Source organism: Nioella nitratireducens (assembly GCF_001879715.1).
In the GTDB taxonomy this organism is placed as follows: Bacteria; Pseudomonadota; Alphaproteobacteria; order Rhodobacterales; family Rhodobacteraceae; genus Nioella; species Nioella nitratireducens.
This window is the reverse complement of record NZ_MNBW01000002.1, coordinates 140320-158789: the sequence shown is the minus strand read 5'-3', so window position 1 is coordinate 158789 and position 18470 is coordinate 140320. Positions and strand designations below refer to the sequence as shown.

The window sequence follows — 18470 nt, the reverse complement described above, 5'->3', positions numbered from 1 at the left end:
ATCAGCCGCCGGTGTTAGCGGCCAGGCTGCTGATGGAGCCTGCGGTGCTGAGCGTGCCGGTGAGCGCGCTGATGACCTGGTTCCACTGGGCGAAGGGGGCCACGGTGACATAGAGCGTGTCCTGGTCGCGGATCACGAAATCGCGCGCCTGGAACATGCCATTCGGTTCGGTCAGGTCCAGCACGTAGATCAAGCGCTGCGTGCCGACGATGTCGGTGCGTCCCAGAACGCCCCGGGCGATTTCCTCGGGCTCGTTGCGCAGCACGAAAACGCCGGTGGGATCGGCAAGGTTGGGGTTGAGGCCGCCCACGGTGGCGATGGCCTCGATCGCCGAGATCGTCTGCGTGTTGAACGGCACCCGCGTTTGGCTGTTGGTTGCGCCGAGCGCGGTGAACGACCGGGTATCGGCCTCGACCAGAATGCGGTCACCCGAGCGCAGGGCTATGTCCAGTTCCGGGTGAGCGTAGAGATCGTTGAACCAGATCGTGCCGGTGCGGTCGCCCCGAACCACGGTCACACGGGCGGTTTCCGCCTCGACCGCGATGCCGCCGGCGCGCGACAGCATCGCCGACAGGGTGCGGGTGGGCCGCTGGATCGCGTAAACCCCCTGAGACCCGACAGCCCCGGCCACCGAGACGGTCGCGCCATCGCCTGCCACCCGGCGCACGATGATCTGCGGATCAGGCGTTTGCGCGTCGAGATTGCGGCTGAGCGTCTGGCGCAACTGGTCGGGGGTGCTGCCCGCCGCGCGGACGCGGCCTGCGTAGGGGATGAAGATGAACCCGGCGCTGTCGACCTGCACCTCGTCCAGAACGGTGCTGGGGGCACCTTGGGCGCCGAGAAGCGGGTCGGTCACGTTTTCCCAGATCGAAAGCGACAGGGTGTCGCCCGGACTGATGGTGTCGGCCCCGATCAGGCCGGCATTGGTGAAGTCGCTGGAGAAGCCGAGCGCCTCGACCACCGAGGTGGCCCGCAGCACGCGGTCGTTGACGGAAACGACGAAGGCGTCGCCCTCTCGTTGCACGGATCCAGCGAATAGTTCACGACGATTGGGGCCAGTGCGCGGCAGACCACATGTGGCCACCAGCGACACAATGACCACGAGGGCGACGAATCGCGCCCCTCGGGAAGCCATCGATTTCACGGATTTGGCTCCTTATTGCCTGTACTGCCTCGATTATCTTTTTTCCCAACCTAGCGAATTTCGTGCGCCAAGGCCAGATTTTCCTTACTTGACGACCCGCAGGTGTTGCCTTGGTGCCGGTCGGCCTGCTTCCAATGCGTCATAGGGGTCTTCGGGGGCAAGCATCATGTCGACCACTTGCCGCAAAAGTTGCCGCCGTCCGCGGGCGGAATAGAAGCTGCCGGTGATCTGCGAGGTCTCCAGCAGGTAGTGCCGATAATCGCGATAGGCCTTGCTGTCCGGGCGGGTCGGGATCTGGAAGAAGTCTTCCAGCGATTGGGTCGAGACGAATTCCGGCTTGAGGTAGACCGCCGTTCCAAACGCCTTGAGGGGCAGGCCGCGCCACAGGGCCTGTTGCGCGGCGGTCGAGTTCACCGTGACCGCGCTGCGGGCGTCATCCAACAGCCGGGCCAACTTGCCGCCGCGCACGTAATGAACTCGGCCGTCCAGCCCGTGCTGGCGCGCGAGTCGCCGGATGGTGCGCCGGATGGGCGCGCGCCCGTCTTCCAGCGGGTGGGCCTTGAGGACAAGGTGATGGTGCTGCGGCGCACCGGCGGCAAAGCCCTCGATCAGCATCTCGAGAAACTCGGTCATGCTGGCGAAAGGGCCATGCGCCCGGAACGACGCGTCGTGTTCCAGTTGCAACAGGGCGATGTGATACGGGAAGCCGCCGGTCTTGATTCGGTAGGTGGCGATGATGCGGCTGGCGGCGATGGCGGGCATCAGCGCAATGCGGCGCAGGTAAAGGCGCAATTCGCGGGCCACGGTGATGTCGCGGTGCGGGCGGAAATTGCGGTAGCGGATGTTCAGGAACATCACGAACCAATGGTAGAGCGCGCCGTAGAAGATGTGCTGGCGCATGTCCCCCCAGCGGGCCGGGGCGTCGGGCAGGTCGAGATCAAGGCCCTTGAGCGCGGTCTGCATGATGGCGACAGTGGTCTTCATCAACCGCGAATGGCCGTTTGCCCCGCCGCGTTCGTAGGTCACCCAGTAGGGGCGCAGATAGCCCTCTTCGAAGACATGCACGGTGATCCCGCGGGCCCGTGCCGCCGCGACTGCCGCCGCGTGGATGGGGCGGGTGTCGCCATAAAGCACGATGTCGGTGGTCTTCTTTTCTTCGAGGATTTGCTCCAACCGGGCAGGCCAGCCATCCGGGCTGCCGCGATAGGCGATATAGCTGGGCCGGTGGTGCCAGAAGGCGCTGTCGCCCTGATTGAAGCCGACACGCCAGACCTCGGCCCCCGCCGCGCGCAGCATCTTGCCCAAACGATGAAAGAAGGGGCCGTGTGGCCCCTGCAAGAACAGGAAGGATCTGGATTGGTGGGCCGGAACCGGCACGGGGAACCTCTTGCGCATGATATGGGCTTAGCGTCAGGGCCAGAGCTTTGCACCTGCAATGGGCGGCATGAGGGCCGGTTTGTGCCAGCAATGTGACTCTCGCGCGGGGCTTGTTCCAGGCCGCGTGGCGGGCTACCTCGGACAGGACGTATTGAGAGAGGCAAAAGTGCCATGTTCACAGGCATCATCACCAATGTCGGAACCATCGACACGCTGGACAAGCGCGGCGACCTGCGGGCGCGGATCAAGACCGCCTACGACACCGCCACCATCGAACTGGGCGCGTCGATCGCCAGCGACGGCGTGTGCCTGACGGTCGTCGATCTCGGCCCCGGTTGGTATGACGTGGATATCTCGGAAGAGACCGTGTCGAAGACCACGATCGGCGGCTGGACCGTCGGCACGCGGGTGAACCTTGAGCGCGCGCTGAAGGTGGGGGACGAGTTGGGCGGGCATATCGTGTCTGGTCATGTCGATGGCGTGGCCGAGATCGTGGCGATGACGCCCGAGGGCGACAGCACACGGTTTTCCTTCAAGGCCCCCGACGCGCTGGCCAAGTATATCGCTCCCAAGGGCTCGGTCGCACTGAACGGCACCTCGCTGACGGTGAACGAGGTCGAGGGCGCGCGTTTTGGCGTCAACATCATTCCCCACACCCAAGAGGTGACAACCTGGGGCGCGGCCAAGGTGGGCGACCTCGTAAACCTTGAGATCGACACGCTGGCCCGCTACGTGGCGCGGTTGCAGGAATGGGACCAGTAAGGCCGCGCGTCCTCAGGTCGGTCAACGATGCAACCGAGCAACGTTGTGTCGATCTGCTGGACATGGGCAACGGTCTGTTCGAATGGCAGGAATGCCGTCGTGACCCGGAAGATACCCATGGCTGGCGCGTGGTGACCGGCGCGGGAGGGTTCGACAGCGCGGCGGCGGCATGGCAGGCTGGCCGGAACGCGGTGGCGTGGTTGGCACAGGAGACGGATGATGAGCAGCATCGGGCATAACGGAGGGCCGTCGCTGGAGCCGGGCTATGGCTTTCGCAAACATGCATGGGGCAAGGCCCGGAAATCACTGTTGAAGACACTGCCGATCGAAATTCTGCGGGTGCGCGTGGCGCGTGCCAAGCGATTGGGGATCGACTATACCACATATGCTTCGATCCGCGCGGCCTCGGGCCATGACGTGGTGGCGTTCCTGTTATCCGGCAACGCGCTGGACCTGACCCCGACGCGCACGGCACTGCCGATGGTGGCGGCGGATCGGCTGGGGGCCCTGGATGGCGCGGCAGAGCGGGTGGCGGCGATCTATGCCCCGGTCCATCCCAAGGCGGTGCTGGCGGCCAATGCCGGGCTGCTGGACCACGCCGACGCCGCGCCCCGGTTCACCGAAAGCTGGTCGGCCACGCGCGACCGTATCCGCGCGATGGTGCGGGCGCAGGGGGTGCCTGCGGATGGGGTGGTGCTGGTCTCGGCCACGGCGGTGGAACGGGAATGGTGCGCGGCGGGCAAGCTGGCCGGGGTGATTCCGGCGGACCGGTTCTTCGCTCCGGCTTAGGCGGTCCGCATCGACGCGCCGTGCCCCTCAGCCCCAGATGTCACCGACCCGAAACCCTTGCTGAAACGGATCGGTCGGGTCGAGCGTGTACTGGCTGATTCCGTAAATCCAGCCCTGTCCCGAGATCGAGGGCACGATGGCCTTGTAGGGACCGACCTGTGTCAGGTCTTCGATGCGCCCGGTGAAGGTGGTGCCGAGCGGCCCTTCGTTCACGTAGTCTTCGCCAACGTCAAGCAGCCCGCGCGCATATCGGCAGGCCATTTTCGCCGCTGTGCCGGTGCCGCAGGGCGACCGGTCGAGCGCGCCGGGCAGCGAGGCGACACTGGGCGGCGGGGCGAGGCTGTTGGACACGGTTACCGCGCTGCGGCCATGGGTGCCGGTGCGGGTCGCGGGGCCGGTCAGTTGCGAGATGGTCGGCCCGGTGAGCGCCGGGTTTTCGGGGTGGGTCACCGGCAGTTGCGCGACTGCCGCGCGGCGCAGCGCCTCGGACAGGCGCACCATGTCGGCCCCTGAATCGGGCGCGATTTCCAGCCCGAACTGTGCGGCCTCTGCGATGACATAGAACATCCCGCCCCACGCCACGTCGACAATGGCGGGGCCAAACCCCGGCACGTCGATCGTGACATCGAGATGGACGGCAAAGGATGGCACGTTGCGAAACCCCACCCGCGTAACCTTGCCCTCGGCGCAGTCGGCCCGCACGCGCACCAGCCCGGCGGGTGTTTCGAGGGTGAAGTCCGTCACCGGCTCGACCATCGGCAGGATGCCCGTTTCCAGCAGGACCGTGACCGTGCAGATCACGTTCGAGCCGGACATGGGCGGGTATTCCGTTTGTTCCATGATGATCACGCCCGCCTCCGCCTCGGGGTGGCAGGGGGCGACCAGCGCATTGCAGCACAGCGCCGGGTTGCCGCGCGGTTCGCGCAGCATCAGCAGGCGGATATGATCGGCGTTGGCCTGCATCCACTGCATCTTCTCGAAGACAGACCTTCCGGGAATCGGCGGCAGCCCGCCGGTGATGACCCGGCCCGGTTCGCCCTCGGCATGGGCCTCGACGGCGGTGATCATCCGGCTGCTGCGCATCGCGTGCCCCTGCTCTGTGCGGTTTTGCCGATGCTAGGCTGCGGCCCGACGTCGTGTCCAGCGCCTGTTTCGGCGGAGTGGCCTCTGGTCAGGGCCTGTTGGCTGCGCTATCCCCTCGACCAAGCTATCGTGAAGGGACGACCCATGACCTACGAGACCCCCGGCTCGGTCGAGACCGACTACAAGGACGCCATTTCGCCCATCGAGGAAATCATCGAGGACGCGCGCAACGGGCGGATGTTCATCCTCGTCGACCACGAGGACCGCGAGAACGAGGGCGATCTGGTGATCCCGGCGCAGATGGCGACGCCGGATGCGATCAACTTCATGGCGACCCACGGGCGGGGGCTGATCTGCCTGTCGCTGCCCGGCGAGCGGATCGACGCGCTCGGACTGCCTTTGATGGCGTCGTATAATTCCTCGCGCCACGAGACGGCCTTTACGGTGTCGATCGAGGCGCGCGAGGGTGTTTCGACCGGCATTTCGGCCCATGACCGCGCCCGCACGGTCGCGGTGGCCATCGACGCGGGCAAGACCGCGCAGGACATTGCGACGCCGGGCCATGTGTTCCCTTTGCGGGCGCGCGATGGCGGCGTGTTGGTGCGTGCGGGGCATACCGAGGCGGCGGTGGATGTAAGCCGACTGGCCGGCCTGAACCCGGCGGGGGTGATCTGCGAGATCATGAAGGAAGACGGGTCGATGGCGCGGCTGCCCGATCTGGTGGGCTTTGCGCAACTGCATGGCCTCAAGATCGGCACGATCAGCGACCTGATCGCCTATCGCCGTCGCTACGACAACCTCGTCAAGGTGGTCCGCGAGGACACGATCACCTCGGAATTCGGCGGCGAATGGGCGATGCGCGTCTATACCGACACCGCCCATGGCGATGAGCATATCGTGCTGAGCAAGGGCGACCTGACCCGAGATGAGCCGGTTCTGGTGCGGATGCATTCGCTGGACCCGCTGCTGGATATCGTCGGCACCGGCCCCACGGGCCGGGCGGCCGAGTTCGGCCACGCGATGGAGGAGGTGGCCCGCGAGGGGCGTGGTGTCGTGGTGCTCTTGCGCGATACCTCGATGAAGGTTCAGGCCTCGGAAGAGGCGTCGCCGCAGACGCTGCGGCAATACGGGCTGGGGGCGCAGATCCTGTCCTCGCTCGGCCTGTCGCAACTGGTGCTGCTGACCAACTCGCCCACGCCCAAGGTGGTGGGGCTGGATGCCTACGGGCTGGAAATCGTCGGCACCCGAAAAATCTCGGAGCTTGGATAATGGCCGGATCGGAAACCCACTACACCCTGCCGCTGCCGTCCTTTGACAAACCCGTCAAGGTGCTGATCGTCGTTGCGCCGTATTACAAGGACATCGCCGACAACATGATCGCGGGCGCGGTGGCCACGCTGGACGCGGCGGGCGCAGGCCACGAGATTATCGAAGTGCCCGGCGCGCTGGAAGTGCCCACGGCCATCCGCATCGCCTTTCGCCAATCGAATTTCGACGGTTTCGTTGCGCTTGGCTGCGTGATCCGGGGCGAGACCACCCATTACGAGACCGTGTGCAACGACTCGTCCCGCGCGCTTCAGTTGCTGGGGCTGGAAGGGGCCTGCATCGGCAACGGCATCCTGACCGTGGAAAACCGCCCGCAGGCGGACGTCCGCGCCGATCCCGCCGACCAGAACAAGGGCGGCGGCGCGGCGGCGGCGGCCTTGCACCTTATCGCGTTGACGCGCCGGTTCGCAGGGCCTAAAGGCGGCGTCGGATTCAAGCCAGCCGGTCAGGAGATGCTGATCGCCGGCGACGCAAAAGGACCAGCCAGCGCATGAGCAGCGATCAACCGAAAGGCCCCAGCCGCGAGGAAAAACGCCAGATGAAATCGGCGGCGCGGCTTTATGCCGTGCAGGCACTGTTTCAGATGGAGGCGGCGGGCCAGACGGTTGAAAAAGTGCGCCGCGAGTTCCTCGACCATCGCTTTGGCGAAGAGGTGGCGGGCGAAGCCTTGGCCGAGGGCGACCCCGAGCTGTTTTCAAGACTTCTGGACGAGGCGGTGAACTGGCAGGCCAAGATCGACCAGATGACCGACCGGGCGCTGGTGGCGACATGGCCCATCGACCGGATCGACCCGACGATCCGGGCGCTGTTTCGGGCGGCCGCTGCGGAAATTCTTGCGACCGACACGCCGCCCAAGGTGGTGATCACCGAGTTCGTCGATGTCGCGCGGGCGTTCTTCCCCGAGGGGCGCGAGCCCAAGTTCGTGAACGCCGTGCTGGATCACATGGCGCGCGAGGCCAAGCCCGAAGCGTTCTGATCCGGCGGGGCAAGAACCGGCCTGCGCTGGCGGGCCTTGGCCGATGGGCGCTGATGCCGCAGGACCGATGCTTGAAGTGTTGCGCGTGCATGTTACCTTGTTTGACAACGTCAAGGAGGTTGCCATGCCCGATCACATCCGACTCATCATAAAACACGCCTTCATCGGCTTGGGGATCTCGGTCGCCTTCACGGCGATGATCCTCTATTTCAACGTCGGCAATCTCTGGCATCTGGTCACCCATACCGCCGAGGGGCCAATTGCCGTTGTCATGCTGATCGTCTTTGGCACCATCACTTTCGGCTCGGCACAGATCGGCTACAAGATCATGTCGATGGGCGAAGAGACCGACGAAGATGATGGTCAGGGCGGCAAGCGCGACGCGCTGCCGGTGCTCGACGCCGTTGCCATCCCGGTGCGGGCCGAGCAGCGCCGCACCTGACGCGGGTCGCGCGGCGGTCGGGGCCGGTCTTGGCCCTTGCCACATCATGAAAACGCCCGGTGCGCCATGCGGCGACCGGGCGTTTTCCTTGGTAGGCGGGACCACCACAACCGTAGGGATCTCAATTCCCGAGGACCTGTATATACAGGTGGGCGCCAGGTAAACGGACCACGGCCCGGACAGAGCCAGCTCCCTCGGAATTGCTTAAGGCCACTGGAATATCGCCCGTCACGGGAAGGGCAGACCCCGCCTGCAATCGGACATAGGGCTTCGGGGGCGTTCCGGCAAGGGGCGCGTTTCAATTGCATTTGTTCGCGCAATGTTCCATTCTGCCCGGATGATGCGCGACTCTGCCCCGACCGACCTGATGCCCGGCCAATTGCTGGCGCGCGGCGTGTGCCGCCACCTGCGCCAGCACGACTTCGCCACGCTGGAGGAATTCGTGCCGGAACGTGGCAAGCGGGTGGATGTCATGGCCCTTGGCCCGAAAGGGGAAATCTGGGTGGTCGAGTGCAAATCCAGCCGGGCCGATTTTACCTCCGACTCGAAATGGGACGGCTATCTCGACTGGTGCGACCGCTATTTCTGGGCCGTCGATCAGGCCTTCCCAATCGACCTGTTGCCCGAGGGCACCGGGCTGATCATCGCCGATGCCTATGATGCCGAGATTCTGCGGATGGGGCCGGAAAGCAAATTGGCGGCGGCACGGCGCAAGGTGCTGACGCGCAGCTTCGCCCGCACGGCGGCGCAGCGTTTGCACGCCTATCGCGACCCCAAGCCCGGAAGCATTTGACTAAAATTTTCCGCGCCTTCTTCTTTGTGAAAATACTCCGGGGAGCGCGAGGGGCAGCGCCCCTCGCCGGTGCAGGGTATTACCGGTGCCGGGACGCATGGCAGGGGATCACGGTTTGCCCTTGCCCATGGCCTGCGCCGCTTCTGCCGCCGCGCGCAGTTCTTCCGCGATTTCAAGCGCCTCGTCGGGGTCGAAATCCAGCGGCAGGTCGATCCCGTCGCCCTCGACGAAGATCCGGACCATCCCCATGTTGGTGGGGCCGATTTGCAGACCTGCCGAGATATCGCTTTCCTTGTTGATGCCCATGCTGTCCTCCGGGGCGCAAACCGCCCGTTTCGCGTCAGATTTCGGAAAGCCCGTGAGGTAGCGGCTTGCCTGACGGCTGACAAGGCCAAATACTCGCGCGGGGATCGGCAGAAGGCAAGCGGAGCGTGGGCGCGCGGAATGGACGAGATCGAGTTGCGTGATATCGGAATCGGCGATGCCGGCTGGCTGATCCAGGCCCATGCCGAGCACTATGCCACCGAGGAAGGGTTCGACTGGACGTTCGAGCCGTTGGTGGCCGAGATCCTTGTGACGTTCCTGCGCCACCGTGATCCGTCCTGCGAACGGGCCTGGATCGCATGGCGCGGCGGTCACCGGCTGGGGTCGATATTCTGTGTGAACGGCCCCAAACCGGGGCAGGCCAAGCTGCGGCTTTTCCTGCTGACCCCCGAATCGCGGGGGGTGGGTCTGGGCAAGCGGATGCTGGCCACCTGCATCGCCCATGCGCGGGACAGGGGCTATCGCGAGTTGGTGCTCTGGACCCATGCCAGCCACCAAGCGGCCTGCGCGCTTTATGAAAAAGCCGGGTTCGACTGCATCGACAGTCGGCCCGTGACCTCGTTCGGCCAGCCGCTGATCGAACAGACATGGAAGCTGAAATTGAGGTGACAGAGAGGCTTGCATTCCCCGTCACGGGGGGCTATCCACCCCGCCAGTGCCGCCTTAGCTCAGTTGGTTAGAGCGCTGGATTGTGGATCCAGAGGTCCCCCGTTCAAGCCGGGGAGGCGGTACCATTTCCCCGTTCATACACCCTTAGACACGCTATTGTGTCGTGCGGTCTGCGACGCAGCGCGCCAAGGCGCGTTCACGCTCGGCGGTTTCTTCCAGAAGGCGTGTTTCGGTCTGCTGCAAACACCAAGCATAGTGACCATTCAGGTCAACATGCCATGCTTCGCCGACAAACCCGCATCCATTTATCTGATTCTGCTGCTCATGTTCACGCGCCATGCTCGCGTAGCGTCTGCAATCGAGGCGCTGATCCGTACAGGACAAAAGCGCCGCTTCGCGGGTCAAAATCTCTTGTGACGGTAGATCAGGCGGCTGGGACAGGCACCAGGCCCGATGTGCGTTCCAGTCCTGATGCCATGCTTCACCTGCGTTGCCGCACTGGGCTTGCAGATTGACCTCTGCCTGCTCGGATGCACGCCCCGCATATCGGTAGCAATATTGCTCCAGGGCTTGGGTATTCGGAGGAGGGGTTCTGACCGCAAACTCCCAGGTGTGATTATCGCGCAAGATAACTTGTGCACCGTCGGGCAACGTCACAATCTGGTCTGCCAAGCCGCTGCTTGCGCCAAGGCTGACAATCGTTGCAAAAGCCAGAGATACCGGTTTCATAAGCTCCTCCCCTCGTGGGCTTGATGGGAAAAGCATCGCAAACCGGTCCGACCCGCGGCATGATCTGCATCAAGCCGGGGCCGGGACCAATTGGTCAGATGTCGAAGGACACGCCTTGCGCCAGCGGCAGCTCGGCCGAGTAGTTGATGGTGTTGGTCTGGCGGCGCATGTAGGCCTTCCACGCGTCCGAGCCGCTTTCGCGCCCGCCGCCGGTTTCCTTTTCCCCGCCGAACGCGCCACCGATTTCGGCGCCAGAGGGGCCGATATTGACGTTGGCGATGCCACAATCCGAGCCTTCGTCAGACACGAAGCGTTCCGCCTCGCGCATGTTCATGGTGAAGATGCAGGACGACAGGCCCTGCGGCACGGCGTTTTGCATATCCAGAGCCTCGTCCAGCGCGTCATAGGCCATGACGTAGAGGATCGGGGCAAAGGTTTCGGTCTTCACCACCTCGGACTGGTCCGGCATCACGGCGATGGCGGGGGCCATGTAGACGCCGCCATCGGGCACGCCTTCGGTGACGCGGGCTCCGCCGTGGACGGTGCCGCCTTCGGCGCGTGCCTTGTCCAGCGCGTCGGCCATGGCTTGGCCTGCGGCCTCGTCCACCAGCGGGCCGACAAGGGTGCCGTCCGCCAACGGATGACCCACCGGCAAGCCGGCATAGGCCTTGGCGAGGCTGTCCACCAAGTCGTCGCGGATCGAGCGGTGCACGATCAGGCGGCGCAGCGAGGTGCAGCGTTGCCCGGCGGTGCCGACGGCGGAAAAGACGATGGCGCGCACGGCCATTTCCAGATCGGCCGAGGGGGCGACGATCATCGCGTTGTTGCCGCCAAGCTCAAGGATCGACCGCCCGAACCGGGCCGCCACGCGCGGACCGACGGCGCGGCCCATGCGGGTCGATCCGGTGGCCGAGATGACCGGCACGTCGGGGCTGTCGACCAGAGCCTCGCCCAGATCGGCGCGGCCAATGATGACCTGCAACAGGCCCTCGGGCGCGTCCTCGCCGAAGCGGGCGACGGCGCGGGCGAAGATGTTGGCGCAGGCCAGCGCGGTCAGGGGCGATTTTTCCGACGGTTTCCAGATCACCGGATCGCCGCAGACCAGCGCAAGGGCCGTGTTCCACGACCACACCGCGACGGGGAAGTTGAAGGCGGTAATGACGCCGACGGGGCCCACCGGGTGCCATGTTTCCATCATCCGGTGGCCGGGCCGTTCCGAGGCGATGGTCAGGCCGTAGAGTTGCCGTGACAGGCCAACGGCGAAGTCGCAGATGTCGATCATCTCTTGCACTTCCCCCAGACCCTCTGACGTGATCTTGCCGGCTTCGTAGCTGACAAGGCGGCCCAGATCGTCCTTGGCGGCGCGCAGTTCTTCGCCCAACAGGCGCACCAATTCGCCCCGGCGGGGGGCGGGCACAGTGCGCCATGCGGCGAAGGCTGTCTGGGCCCTGGCGATTACGGCGGGCATGTCGGCAGCCTTGGTCTCGGTCAGGTCAGCGAGCGTGCTGCCGTCGATGGGCGAGGTCACTTTCAGGCTGCCGCCGGACAGCATGTCCTCGGACAGGCCAAGGGCGGAAAGCGTTTCGCGTGCGGTCATGTGTTCGTGTCCTTTCTGGGAGGGGATCAGGCGGCGCTGTCGAGGTGGGTCAGCGCACCCTTGCCGAAGTATCGGCCAAACTCGGTGGTCATGAAATCGTCGAGGTGCACGTCCTCTTGCCGGACAAAACCCTTGGCGGGCAGCTTGCCTGTGCGCATCAGGTCCATTACGCCGGTCACGCCCGAGGCCGTCGTCAACTGGATCGCGCCCCATGTCCTGCCGTTGACCTGCCCGGCGAGGGATTTATTGATGAAGCTCTTTTCGCGGTATTCGCCGTCGATCCAGCCGGTCGCGGTGGAATAGATCAGCACCACGTCCTGATCGGTGCGGGGCAGGGCTGTCTCGAAAATCTCGCGCATCAGGTCGCGGCGGGACTCCAGCCGCAGATCCTGCAACAGCATCTTCACGATGGCGCGGTGGCCGGGGTAGCGGATCGTCCGATAGGACACTTTCCGCGCCTTGCCCGACAGGGTTTCGGTCAGCGTGCCAAGCCCGCCCGAGGTGTTGAAGCACTCATACTCCACGCCATCGAGGCCAAATTCTTCCAGCGCTTCCAGCGGCGCGGCCTTGAGCCGCTCGCCGCCGTCGATCACGTCGCAGGGGTTGCAGTATTCGTTGATCAGCCCGTCGGTGGACCACGTCAGGTTATATTTCAGCGCGTTGGTGGGGTACAGCGGCAGCGCACCCACCCGCAGCGACAGCGTGTCGAGCTGATCGAACTGCTTGGCCAAATGCGCGCCCGAGATACCGACGAAGCCCGGTGCCAGCCCGCATTGCGGCATGAAGGCGGTCCCGGCCCCCTCGGCCAGTTTGCGCACGGCCTCGGTCGCGGCGACGTCTTCGGTCAGGTCGAAGTAATGCGCGCCGGCCAGCTTGGCGGCCTCGGCGATCGTGGGGGTCAGGAAATAGGGCGCGGCGCTGATCACGGCATCGGCACCGGTGAGCGTTTCCGCCAGTGCCCTGGGGTCGCTTGCGTCGGCCTGCGCCACCCGGAACCCGGCCTGTTGGAACGGGGCGAGATTGGCGAAAACGCTGTCGACGATGGTGACGGAATAGTGGGGCGATTGTTTGAGCAGTTCGGCGATCATGCCGCCGATCTTGCCAGCCCCGACAATGCATACAGTCCAGTTCCGCATTTCCCATGCCTCCTGCTCGGTGTTCTTTCGCCAAGCCTGAGCGATCTGCGGTTCGTCCGTCGCTTACCGATTGTTCGCAATCGGGGTGATTTCCGTCATTTTGCCGGATTATGCATCGCCAGTTGCCGACAGGGCCTGCATTTGCCGGAAGATCCGTTCTGCGGTCTCGTCGGATCGGCGGTCGATCTTGCGACCGAACACGACGAAGGTGTTGGTGCGCACGATGCCCGGAATTTCGCCGATTTCATCGACCAGCACGTCGAGATCCTCGATGCGCGGTGCCTCGGCGGTGACGAAAAGGTCGAACTCGCCATTGATCGAGAAACACACCTGTATTTCGGGGTAAGCGTTCAAACGCTGCAAGATCTTGCGTGTGTCTTGTTGCCGAATCTCCAGCAGCATCAGGATCTGAACGGTCTCTTCGCCGGGGTTGCGGCTGAGAACGACCGAATATCCAGCGATCGTGCCGTCTTTCTCCATCCGGGCGATGCGTTCATGCACCGTCGAGCGCGCAACCCCTATGGATTGTGCGATGGTCGAGGTTGAGGCGCGGGCGTTCTTCTGAAGCTCGCGGATGATACGTCTGTCGAGAGAGTCACGCATACAAAATGCCATGTTCGCCGTTGATTTGTCGGAAATCTGCCGGAAGCTGCCGGATTGTCAAGCCGTGCCGGTCGTGGGGCAGCGATCCCGTCGCAGCGATAGTCCTCGATCTGGTGGGACGATCACGCAAACGTGTGAGCAAAGGAGATATGGAGGGCAGGTATGCTGCCATTGCACGGTTGACCGAATTGTTGCAGCATCGAAACTCGGAAAATCAGGGCGGTGGCGGTCGGGAAGGGGCCAGACCCGGCCTGCACCGAAAGGTTTGGAGCTGATTTTGACCTATATGAATTTTTCACAGGATTGCGCGCGTCGGGCAGGGGGCATTTCCCTGTTGCTGATGATGCTTGCCGCCCCGGCCCTTGCGACCGGCATAGAACCCGCCGACGACGCCACGATCCAGGCGCAGCTGGACGTTTACAACAGCGAAAATCCCGGCTCGATCATGGCGTTGCAGCCGTTTCGCAACGATATGTCGGCGACCGGCGACGATGGGCTGGATGTCACGCTGACCTCGATGAACCCCAATATCAATTCGTGGTTCGTATTACGGGTGCAACCCGAGGAGGGGCGCGCCGCCTTTTATCATCTGGAAAGCACCGATCCCGACCGTTGGCAGCTGTCTGTCGAACTGCGCCGGGGCGCGCCGACCCTCGTGATCGAAAGCGAGGATGACCGCGTGCGCTGCGCCCCATGGGAGGGGCGCAATTCCGAGCTGGACGAGGCGCGCGCCGAACCGCTGCCCTTTGCGCCCATCTGCGATGACACGCTCTATCTGCGCAACCGCGTGTCCGGGTCTTACACCACGCGCGAGGCGATTGCAGAGTTCCTGCGCGAAAACGTGATTTTCGGCGATTCCATCGTCAACCTGATCAAGGGCACCTTCTATCAGGACGCCTTTCTCGAAACTTCGGAAGAGGTCGAGACCGAAGATGTGGGCGCGGTTGTCGAAGCGCTCGGCCGTGCCGACCTGGACCGGTTCCCGGTGATGCGCGCCTCGCCCGGCTTTGACCTGATCGGCGCCGAAGGCGGAATGGAAGCGGGCGCATGGTACGCGGTGCAGGATGCGCCCGGCATCTATTCCAGCGTCATGCAACCGGGGATGATCAGCGAAGACATCCTCAGCCGCAGCGGTGAGACCAACTGGCTGGACGGGGTGGAAAGCCGCGCCGATGTCTACCTGGTGGCCTTCGACATGAGTCATTTCGAGATCGGCTACGAAGTGGGAACCGATCATCCTTCGTTCGAATGGTCGTCGCGCCCGCATGGCGCCGGTCGGAACTGGAACATTCCGGGCCCGGACGGGTTCTCTCGCCCCGATCCGCTGGTGATGGTCGGAATGCTCAGCCCATCGCTGACCGATCGGGTCGCGGCCACCTTTACCGGCGGCTACAAGCGGGACCACGGCGCATTCCGCTACGGCGACCTGGCCACGTTCAATCACGGCCACCATTACGGATTCATGGTGAACGGCACTGTTCTGAGCCGCCTCTGGCCGGGCCTGTCGACCATCTACGTCACCGAGGATGGCACCTTCGGCATGACCACGTGGACACAGGAACTGAACGACGAATTGCTGCCACATCTGCGCTTTGCCCGCCAGAACGGCGTGGCGCTGATCAACCCCGACCCGGAAACCGGCGAGGGCGTGCCGGGCGACCGCGTGACCCAATGGGGCGCCGGCAATTGGTCGGGGTCGGCGGATGCCCAGCTACGCACGTTGCGCGCCGGGTCTTGCCTGCGGGAAGTCAACGGGCGGCAATTCCTGCTTTATGCTTATTTCTCGACGGCGACCCCTTCGGCCATGGCGCGCACGTTCCAAGCCTATCAATGCGATTATGCGATGCTGATGGACATGAACAGCCAGGAACACACCTACATGGCGCTTTATCCCGAGAACGAAGACAGTGACTGGATCGAGGCCGAGCACTTGGTGCGCGGCATGGCGGCGGTCGATCAGGACACCCGAAACGGCACGATCCCACGCTTCGTGGGGTTCGCCGACAATCGCGATTTCTTCTACCTGCTGAGACGCGAGTAACCCAACCGGAGGAGACCCCCGATGAGATATCTCACCCGAGCGTGCGTGGCCCTTTTGATCGGCGTCATGAGCGCCGGGGCGGGGGCGGCCCAAAGCCTGCAAGACCTCAATGAACAGATGTTCCGGCAAATGCAGCAGGTGCGCGGGGTCTCGGCTGCCGAGATTGCCCGCATCCGCGACATCTTTGCCGGGTCATCCTATATCGGGCAAGGCAACCCTGCGGTGACGCGCCACCCGATGACGCCCGAAGAGGCGGCGGCCCGGATCGGTGGATCGGTGGCCAATGTGCAGCAGAGCTATCGCAATTCCCGGTGGGAGAGGATTTGCGGCGGCCCCTATCGCGCGCCGCTTTACGACCCGGCGACCGAAAGCCCCGAGGATGCCGAGGTGTGTATCGACATGTTCGAATATCCCAACATCCCGATGGTCTACCCCGTGACATGGGTGCGCGCCTCGGAGGCGGCGGCGCTGTGTGCGGCCGAAGGGGGCCGGATCGGGGACGCCCATGAATGGGAAGGGGCGGCGGCCGGGGCGCTGTTGCCGCCCGACTACCAGTTCCAGCTTGGCAGCCAACAGGCGATGCGGGCGTGGCACAACGCCCACTGGGCGTTTCAGAGCGACCTGTATTCGATTGGCCAGTGGCGCTCGGGCGTGTGCGCGACGGGCAGCCACAAATCGGCAGGCTGCAATGGCGGCAGCTTCACCGGCTGCGGGTCGAACACCTATCCGGCGGGCTCGTTTCCGCAATGTCACAGCCCACTTGGCGCCTATGACATCGACGGCAACGCCGCCGAGCATATGAACCTGCCCCTCAGCGAGGACCAGATGGCCAGCCGTGGCTCGACCACACTTGGGGTCACCGAAATGAAGGGCAGTTGGTTCATATGGGACACGGTGCGCGCGCATGAGCATTGGGCCCGGTGGCGGGCACCGTTCTGGCATGGCAGTCAGGTGTTGTCACCGTCGAGCCATCGCAACTATCACCTCGGGTTCCGTTGCTTTCACGATGTGAACTGAACCAACAAACAGGGGCACGGCACCCTGTCAGGCCAAAAAGGAAAAGGCCCCGCGCGATGGCGGGGCGTTTTCTGCATCCGTGAGTGACCTATCAGCGCGATGCGATCTGGATTGCGGGGCGGCCGATCGGCCCTTCGGTGTTCAGCAGGCTGGCATAGGTGCCATCCATCAGCAGGTCGCGCAGATCGACGGCCTGACCGTTGACAAAGGCCGTGCGGCTGACCAGCCGGATACCATGGCTGTAATCGGCGTATTCGGCACCGTGCACGGTCGACAGCGGCTGAATCGGGTTGCCGCCGGGGCGGTGCCATCCGTAAATCGCGACGCGACCGGGGTGCGAGGAGAGCCGGTTGGTCAGGACAAGATCCTTCTTGTGGCCCGACACCAGCATCCCCAGACGGCCCCCGGCATTGTGCCGTTGCTGCTCGACCGTGGCGTTATGCTGCATGAAATAGGACGTGCTCGACATTTGCGCGCCCGGCGTCATCGGCGAGGGCGACAGGCGCAGGTCGGCCTGCGCATAGATGGCATCCACCATGCGGGTTGTCGGCAGCATCATGTTGAACGATTCCGCGATCTGACCGGCGGCGGCCAACCCAAGCGGCACGCGCATGAAGTCGCGGTCATCGCCGACGGCAAGGTAGTCGGGGGTGACACAGATGGTGATCTGGGCGCTGCGGCCGTTGGGCAGAACGCCGGTAAAGGTCACAGGGGCAAGGTCCCGCAGGAAGTCGGGAACATTGCCGCGAAGCACCTCTCGCGCGACCGCAGCGTCGCGGGTGGTGCCCGAGGTGTTCTGGAGCGAGGCCGCGAAGACAGAGCCGTCCTGCGCATTGCCCGGACGGCGCGGGATTTCGCGGGCCAGACGGCGCGAGCAGGCATTCGCGCTGCGATCGAAGTTCGGTGCAAACGTTGTCTGGGGCTGTGCCACCGGGGCCGCTGCGGGGGCCGAAGCCAACACGACATTTTCCGTGGCGTCCGGCGCGCGAGTCACGAAACTGGCCGACGGCGTGGTGTCCAGATCGGCCGGGCGCGCGGCGGGGCGCGGGCTGACGGCGGTGGCGAGCGGCGAGATGTCAGCAACCTCGATCACCGGCTCTGCGATTGCTTCGGTGGGGGCCTCGACAGTCGCGGTGGCGGTCGCCGGGCGCTGTGCCGGGCGCGCCGTTGCGATGGCGGTGACGTCCGGTTGGGTTTGCCGCGCTGCGGCAAGGGCCACGATGTGATCGGGGCGCGGGGTCGATGCGACCGGCGGGCGGCCCGCGATCACGGTGGGCGCGGGGGCGGCCGGTTGCGTGGCGGCGTCCGACAGGGCGACCTGCCGATCCGGGCGCATCTGCGGCAGCGTTGCCGGCGCAGCGCGCCGTGGTGCCGGGTCGGTCGCGGCCAAATCGGTGGGCTCGGCTTCCGTCATCGGAAGGGCACCAAGGCTGGTTTGTGGAATGTCGACGCGGGCGGGTTCCACCTGGTCCACCCCGGCGAGGCGGATGGCGGGAATAACCCGGGTCACGGTCAGTGTCAGTAGGCTGGCGCAAACAACGGCAGAGACCGCCAGCGTCGCAATGACGGCTGCAGGCGATTCAAGAAATTCGGTCCGATTGTCAACGCCCCGCTGCGTAAGCAGGTTCATTTTTCTGTCCCTCATGGCAATTTGGATACACCCGAGGGATTAATGAAACAAGAACGCCGAATCGTTTTCCGCGCCACTGTTGCGCCACTGGC

General features: G+C 64.6%; 20 protein-coding genes, 1 tRNA gene and 1 other RNA gene. 12 read left to right on the top strand and 10 right to left on the bottom strand.

Annotated elements, in window-relative coordinates:
* Window position 1: 1 nt before the first annotated feature.
* Window positions 2–1144, bottom strand: a complete 1143-nt coding sequence (locus BKY27_RS02270) for a polysaccharide biosynthesis/export family protein (protein ID WP_071672808.1) — start codon at window positions 1142–1144, stop codon at window positions 2–4.
* A gap of 84 nt (window positions 1145–1228) precedes the next feature.
* Complete coding sequence (locus tag BKY27_RS02265; RefSeq protein ID WP_071672807.1) at window positions 1229–2539, bottom strand: capsule biosynthesis protein; 1311 nt, start codon at window positions 2537–2539, stop codon at window positions 1229–1231.
* A gap of 153 nt (window positions 2540–2692) precedes the next feature.
* On the opposite strand from BKY27_RS02265, the gene BKY27_RS02260 reads away from it, so the two are divergent.
* Genes BKY27_RS02260 through BKY27_RS02250 form a run of 3 tightly spaced genes read left to right on the top strand, consistent with a single transcriptional unit; the run spans window position 2693 to window position 4072 of the window.
* Window positions 2693–3283, top strand: a complete 591-nt coding sequence (locus tag BKY27_RS02260) for a riboflavin synthase (RefSeq protein ID WP_071672806.1) — start codon at window positions 2693–2695, stop codon at window positions 3281–3283.
* Window positions 3271–3522, top strand: a complete 252-nt coding sequence (locus BKY27_RS02255) for a hypothetical protein (protein ID WP_071672805.1) — start codon at window positions 3271–3273, stop codon at window positions 3520–3522. Before BKY27_RS02260 ends, BKY27_RS02255 begins: the two co-directional genes overlap by 13 nt.
* Window positions 3503–4072: a hypothetical protein gene (locus tag BKY27_RS02250; protein WP_233491762.1), complete on the top strand. Its 570-nt coding sequence runs from the start codon at window positions 3503–3505 to the stop codon at window positions 4070–4072. The genes BKY27_RS02255 and BKY27_RS02250 overlap by 20 nt, the downstream gene beginning before the upstream one ends.
* 27 nt (window positions 4073–4099) lie before the next feature.
* Here BKY27_RS02250 and BKY27_RS02245 read toward each other — a convergent pair whose 3' ends face one another.
* Window positions 4100–5155, bottom strand: coding sequence for a proline racemase family protein (locus tag BKY27_RS02245; protein ID WP_071672803.1), 1056 nt, complete (start codon window positions 5153–5155; stop codon window positions 4100–4102).
* A gap of 144 nt (window positions 5156–5299) precedes the next feature.
* On the opposite strand from BKY27_RS02245, the gene ribB reads away from it, so the two are divergent.
* The 4 genes from ribB to BKY27_RS02225 all read left to right on the top strand — a co-directional run bounded on the left by ribB (window position 5300) and on the right by BKY27_RS02225 (window position 7899).
* Entirely contained in the window at window positions 5300–6424 is a 1125-nt protein-coding gene (gene ribB / locus BKY27_RS02240) for a 3,4-dihydroxy-2-butanone-4-phosphate synthase (protein WP_071672802.1), read from the top strand.
* Complete coding sequence (locus BKY27_RS02235) at window positions 6424–6975, top strand: 6,7-dimethyl-8-ribityllumazine synthase (RefSeq protein ID WP_071672801.1); 552 nt, start codon at window positions 6424–6426, stop codon at window positions 6973–6975. The genes ribB and BKY27_RS02235 overlap by 1 nt, the downstream gene beginning before the upstream one ends.
* Window positions 6972–7457: a transcription antitermination factor NusB gene (gene nusB, locus BKY27_RS02230; protein WP_071672800.1), complete on the top strand. Its 486-nt coding sequence runs from the start codon at window positions 6972–6974 to the stop codon at window positions 7455–7457. Before BKY27_RS02235 ends, nusB begins: the two co-directional genes overlap by 4 nt.
* 124 nt (window positions 7458–7581) lie before the next feature.
* The gene (locus tag BKY27_RS02225) at window positions 7582–7899 is read left to right on the top strand and encodes a hypothetical protein (protein ID WP_071672941.1); all 318 of its coding nucleotides are present in this window, start codon (window positions 7582–7584) and stop codon (window positions 7897–7899) included.
* Window positions 7900–7993: 94 nt separating this feature from the next.
* Here the strand turns inward: BKY27_RS02225 and ssrS are convergent.
* Window positions 7994–8148, bottom strand: a non-coding RNA gene (gene ssrS, locus BKY27_RS20710) — 6S RNA.
* Window positions 8149–8218: 70 nt separating this feature from the next.
* Here ssrS and BKY27_RS02220 point away from each other — a divergent pair.
* Entirely contained in the window at window positions 8219–8692 is a 474-nt protein-coding gene (locus BKY27_RS02220; RefSeq protein ID WP_233491761.1) for an MmcB family DNA repair protein, read from the top strand.
* A gap of 108 nt (window positions 8693–8800) precedes the next feature.
* Here the strand turns inward: BKY27_RS02220 and BKY27_RS02215 are convergent, their stop codons facing one another.
* On the bottom strand, window positions 8801–8998 hold the full coding sequence (locus BKY27_RS02215; protein ID WP_071672799.1) for a DUF6324 family protein: 198 nt from the start codon (window positions 8996–8998) through the stop codon (window positions 8801–8803).
* A gap of 138 nt (window positions 8999–9136) precedes the next feature.
* Between BKY27_RS02215 and BKY27_RS02210 the strand changes: the two genes are divergently transcribed.
* On the top strand, window positions 9137–9625 hold the full coding sequence (locus BKY27_RS02210; RefSeq protein WP_071672798.1) for a GNAT family N-acetyltransferase: 489 nt from the start codon (window positions 9137–9139) through the stop codon (window positions 9623–9625).
* A gap of 48 nt (window positions 9626–9673) precedes the next feature.
* A tRNA-His gene (locus tag BKY27_RS02205) sits at window positions 9674–9750 on the top strand.
* A gap of 28 nt (window positions 9751–9778) precedes the next feature.
* Here BKY27_RS02205 and BKY27_RS19855 read toward each other — a convergent pair.
* The 4 genes from BKY27_RS19855 to BKY27_RS02185 form a co-directional block, all read right to left on the bottom strand.
* Window positions 9779–10354: a DUF3157 family protein gene (locus tag BKY27_RS19855; RefSeq protein ID WP_158514952.1), complete on the bottom strand. Its 576-nt coding sequence runs from the start codon at window positions 10352–10354 to the stop codon at window positions 9779–9781.
* A 94-nt stretch (window positions 10355–10448) separates the two neighbouring features.
* Complete coding sequence (gene amaB, locus BKY27_RS02195) at window positions 10449–11951, bottom strand: L-piperidine-6-carboxylate dehydrogenase (protein ID WP_071672796.1); 1503 nt, start codon at window positions 11949–11951, stop codon at window positions 10449–10451.
* 26 nt (window positions 11952–11977) lie between these two features.
* Window positions 11978–13087, bottom strand: a complete 1110-nt coding sequence (locus BKY27_RS02190; protein WP_071672795.1) for a saccharopine dehydrogenase family protein — start codon at window positions 13085–13087, stop codon at window positions 11978–11980.
* Window positions 13088–13195: 108 nt separating this feature from the next.
* A complete protein-coding gene (locus tag BKY27_RS02185; RefSeq protein ID WP_084667818.1) occupies window positions 13196–13690 on the bottom strand; it encodes an Lrp/AsnC family transcriptional regulator in 495 nt (164 codons plus the stop codon).
* 340 nt (window positions 13691–14030) lie between these two features.
* Here BKY27_RS02185 and BKY27_RS02180 point away from each other — a divergent pair, with 340 nt between their 5' ends.
* Window positions 14031–15731, top strand: a complete 1701-nt coding sequence (locus BKY27_RS02180) for a hypothetical protein (protein ID WP_233491759.1) — start codon at window positions 14031–14033, stop codon at window positions 15729–15731.
* Between the two features lie 21 nt (window positions 15732–15752).
* Window positions 15753–16748 (top strand): SUMF1/EgtB/PvdO family nonheme iron enzyme, encoded by a 996-nt coding sequence (locus BKY27_RS02175; protein ID WP_071672793.1) that lies wholly within the window; start codon window positions 15753–15755, stop codon window positions 16746–16748.
* 91 nt (window positions 16749–16839) lie between these two features.
* On the opposite strand, the gene BKY27_RS02170 is transcribed toward BKY27_RS02175, so the two are convergent.
* Entirely contained in the window at window positions 16840–18378 is a 1539-nt protein-coding gene (locus tag BKY27_RS02170) for a hypothetical protein (RefSeq protein ID WP_071672792.1), read from the bottom strand.
* Window positions 18379–18470: the final 92 nt, after the last annotated feature.

Coding starts and splice junctions, on each gene's coding strand:
- BKY27_RS02180 (WP_233491759.1), top strand. CDS start 14,031: ATGATGCTTGCCGCCCCGGCCCTTGCGACCGGCATAGAACCCGCCGAC.
- BKY27_RS02215 (WP_071672799.1), bottom strand. CDS start 8,998: ATGGGCATCAACAAGGAAAGCGATATCTCGGCAGGTCTGCAAATCGGC.
- BKY27_RS02175 (WP_071672793.1), top strand. CDS start 15,753: ATGAGATATCTCACCCGAGCGTGCGTGGCCCTTTTGATCGGCGTCATG.
- nusB (WP_071672800.1), top strand. CDS start 6,972: ATGAGCAGCGATCAACCGAAAGGCCCCAGCCGCGAGGAAAAACGCCAG.
- BKY27_RS02260 (WP_071672806.1), top strand. CDS start 2,693: ATGTTCACAGGCATCATCACCAATGTCGGAACCATCGACACGCTGGAC.
- BKY27_RS02185 (WP_084667818.1), bottom strand. CDS start 13,690: ATGCGTGACTCTCTCGACAGACGTATCATCCGCGAGCTTCAGAAGAAC.
- BKY27_RS02225 (WP_071672941.1), top strand. CDS start 7,582: ATGCCCGATCACATCCGACTCATCATAAAACACGCCTTCATCGGCTTG.
- BKY27_RS02250 (WP_233491762.1), top strand. CDS start 3,503: ATGAGCAGCATCGGGCATAACGGAGGGCCGTCGCTGGAGCCGGGCTAT.
- BKY27_RS02190 (WP_071672795.1), bottom strand. CDS start 13,087: ATGCGGAACTGGACTGTATGCATTGTCGGGGCTGGCAAGATCGGCGGC.
- BKY27_RS02170 (WP_071672792.1), bottom strand. CDS start 18,378: ATGAACCTGCTTACGCAGCGGGGCGTTGACAATCGGACCGAATTTCTT.
- BKY27_RS02210 (WP_071672798.1), top strand. CDS start 9,137: ATGGACGAGATCGAGTTGCGTGATATCGGAATCGGCGATGCCGGCTGG.
- BKY27_RS19855 (WP_158514952.1), bottom strand. CDS start 10,354: ATGAAACCGGTATCTCTGGCTTTTGCAACGATTGTCAGCCTTGGCGCA.
- BKY27_RS02245 (WP_071672803.1), bottom strand. CDS start 5,155: ATGCGCAGCAGCCGGATGATCACCGCCGTCGAGGCCCATGCCGAGGGC.
- BKY27_RS02220 (WP_233491761.1), top strand. CDS start 8,219: ATGTTCCATTCTGCCCGGATGATGCGCGACTCTGCCCCGACCGACCTG.
- ribB (WP_071672802.1), top strand. CDS start 5,300: ATGACCTACGAGACCCCCGGCTCGGTCGAGACCGACTACAAGGACGCC.
- BKY27_RS02265 (WP_071672807.1), bottom strand. CDS start 2,539: ATGCGCAAGAGGTTCCCCGTGCCGGTTCCGGCCCACCAATCCAGATCC.
- BKY27_RS02255 (WP_071672805.1), top strand. CDS start 3,271: ATGGGACCAGTAAGGCCGCGCGTCCTCAGGTCGGTCAACGATGCAACC.
- BKY27_RS02235 (WP_071672801.1), top strand. CDS start 6,424: ATGGCCGGATCGGAAACCCACTACACCCTGCCGCTGCCGTCCTTTGAC.
- amaB (WP_071672796.1), bottom strand. CDS start 11,951: ATGACCGCACGCGAAACGCTTTCCGCCCTTGGCCTGTCCGAGGACATG.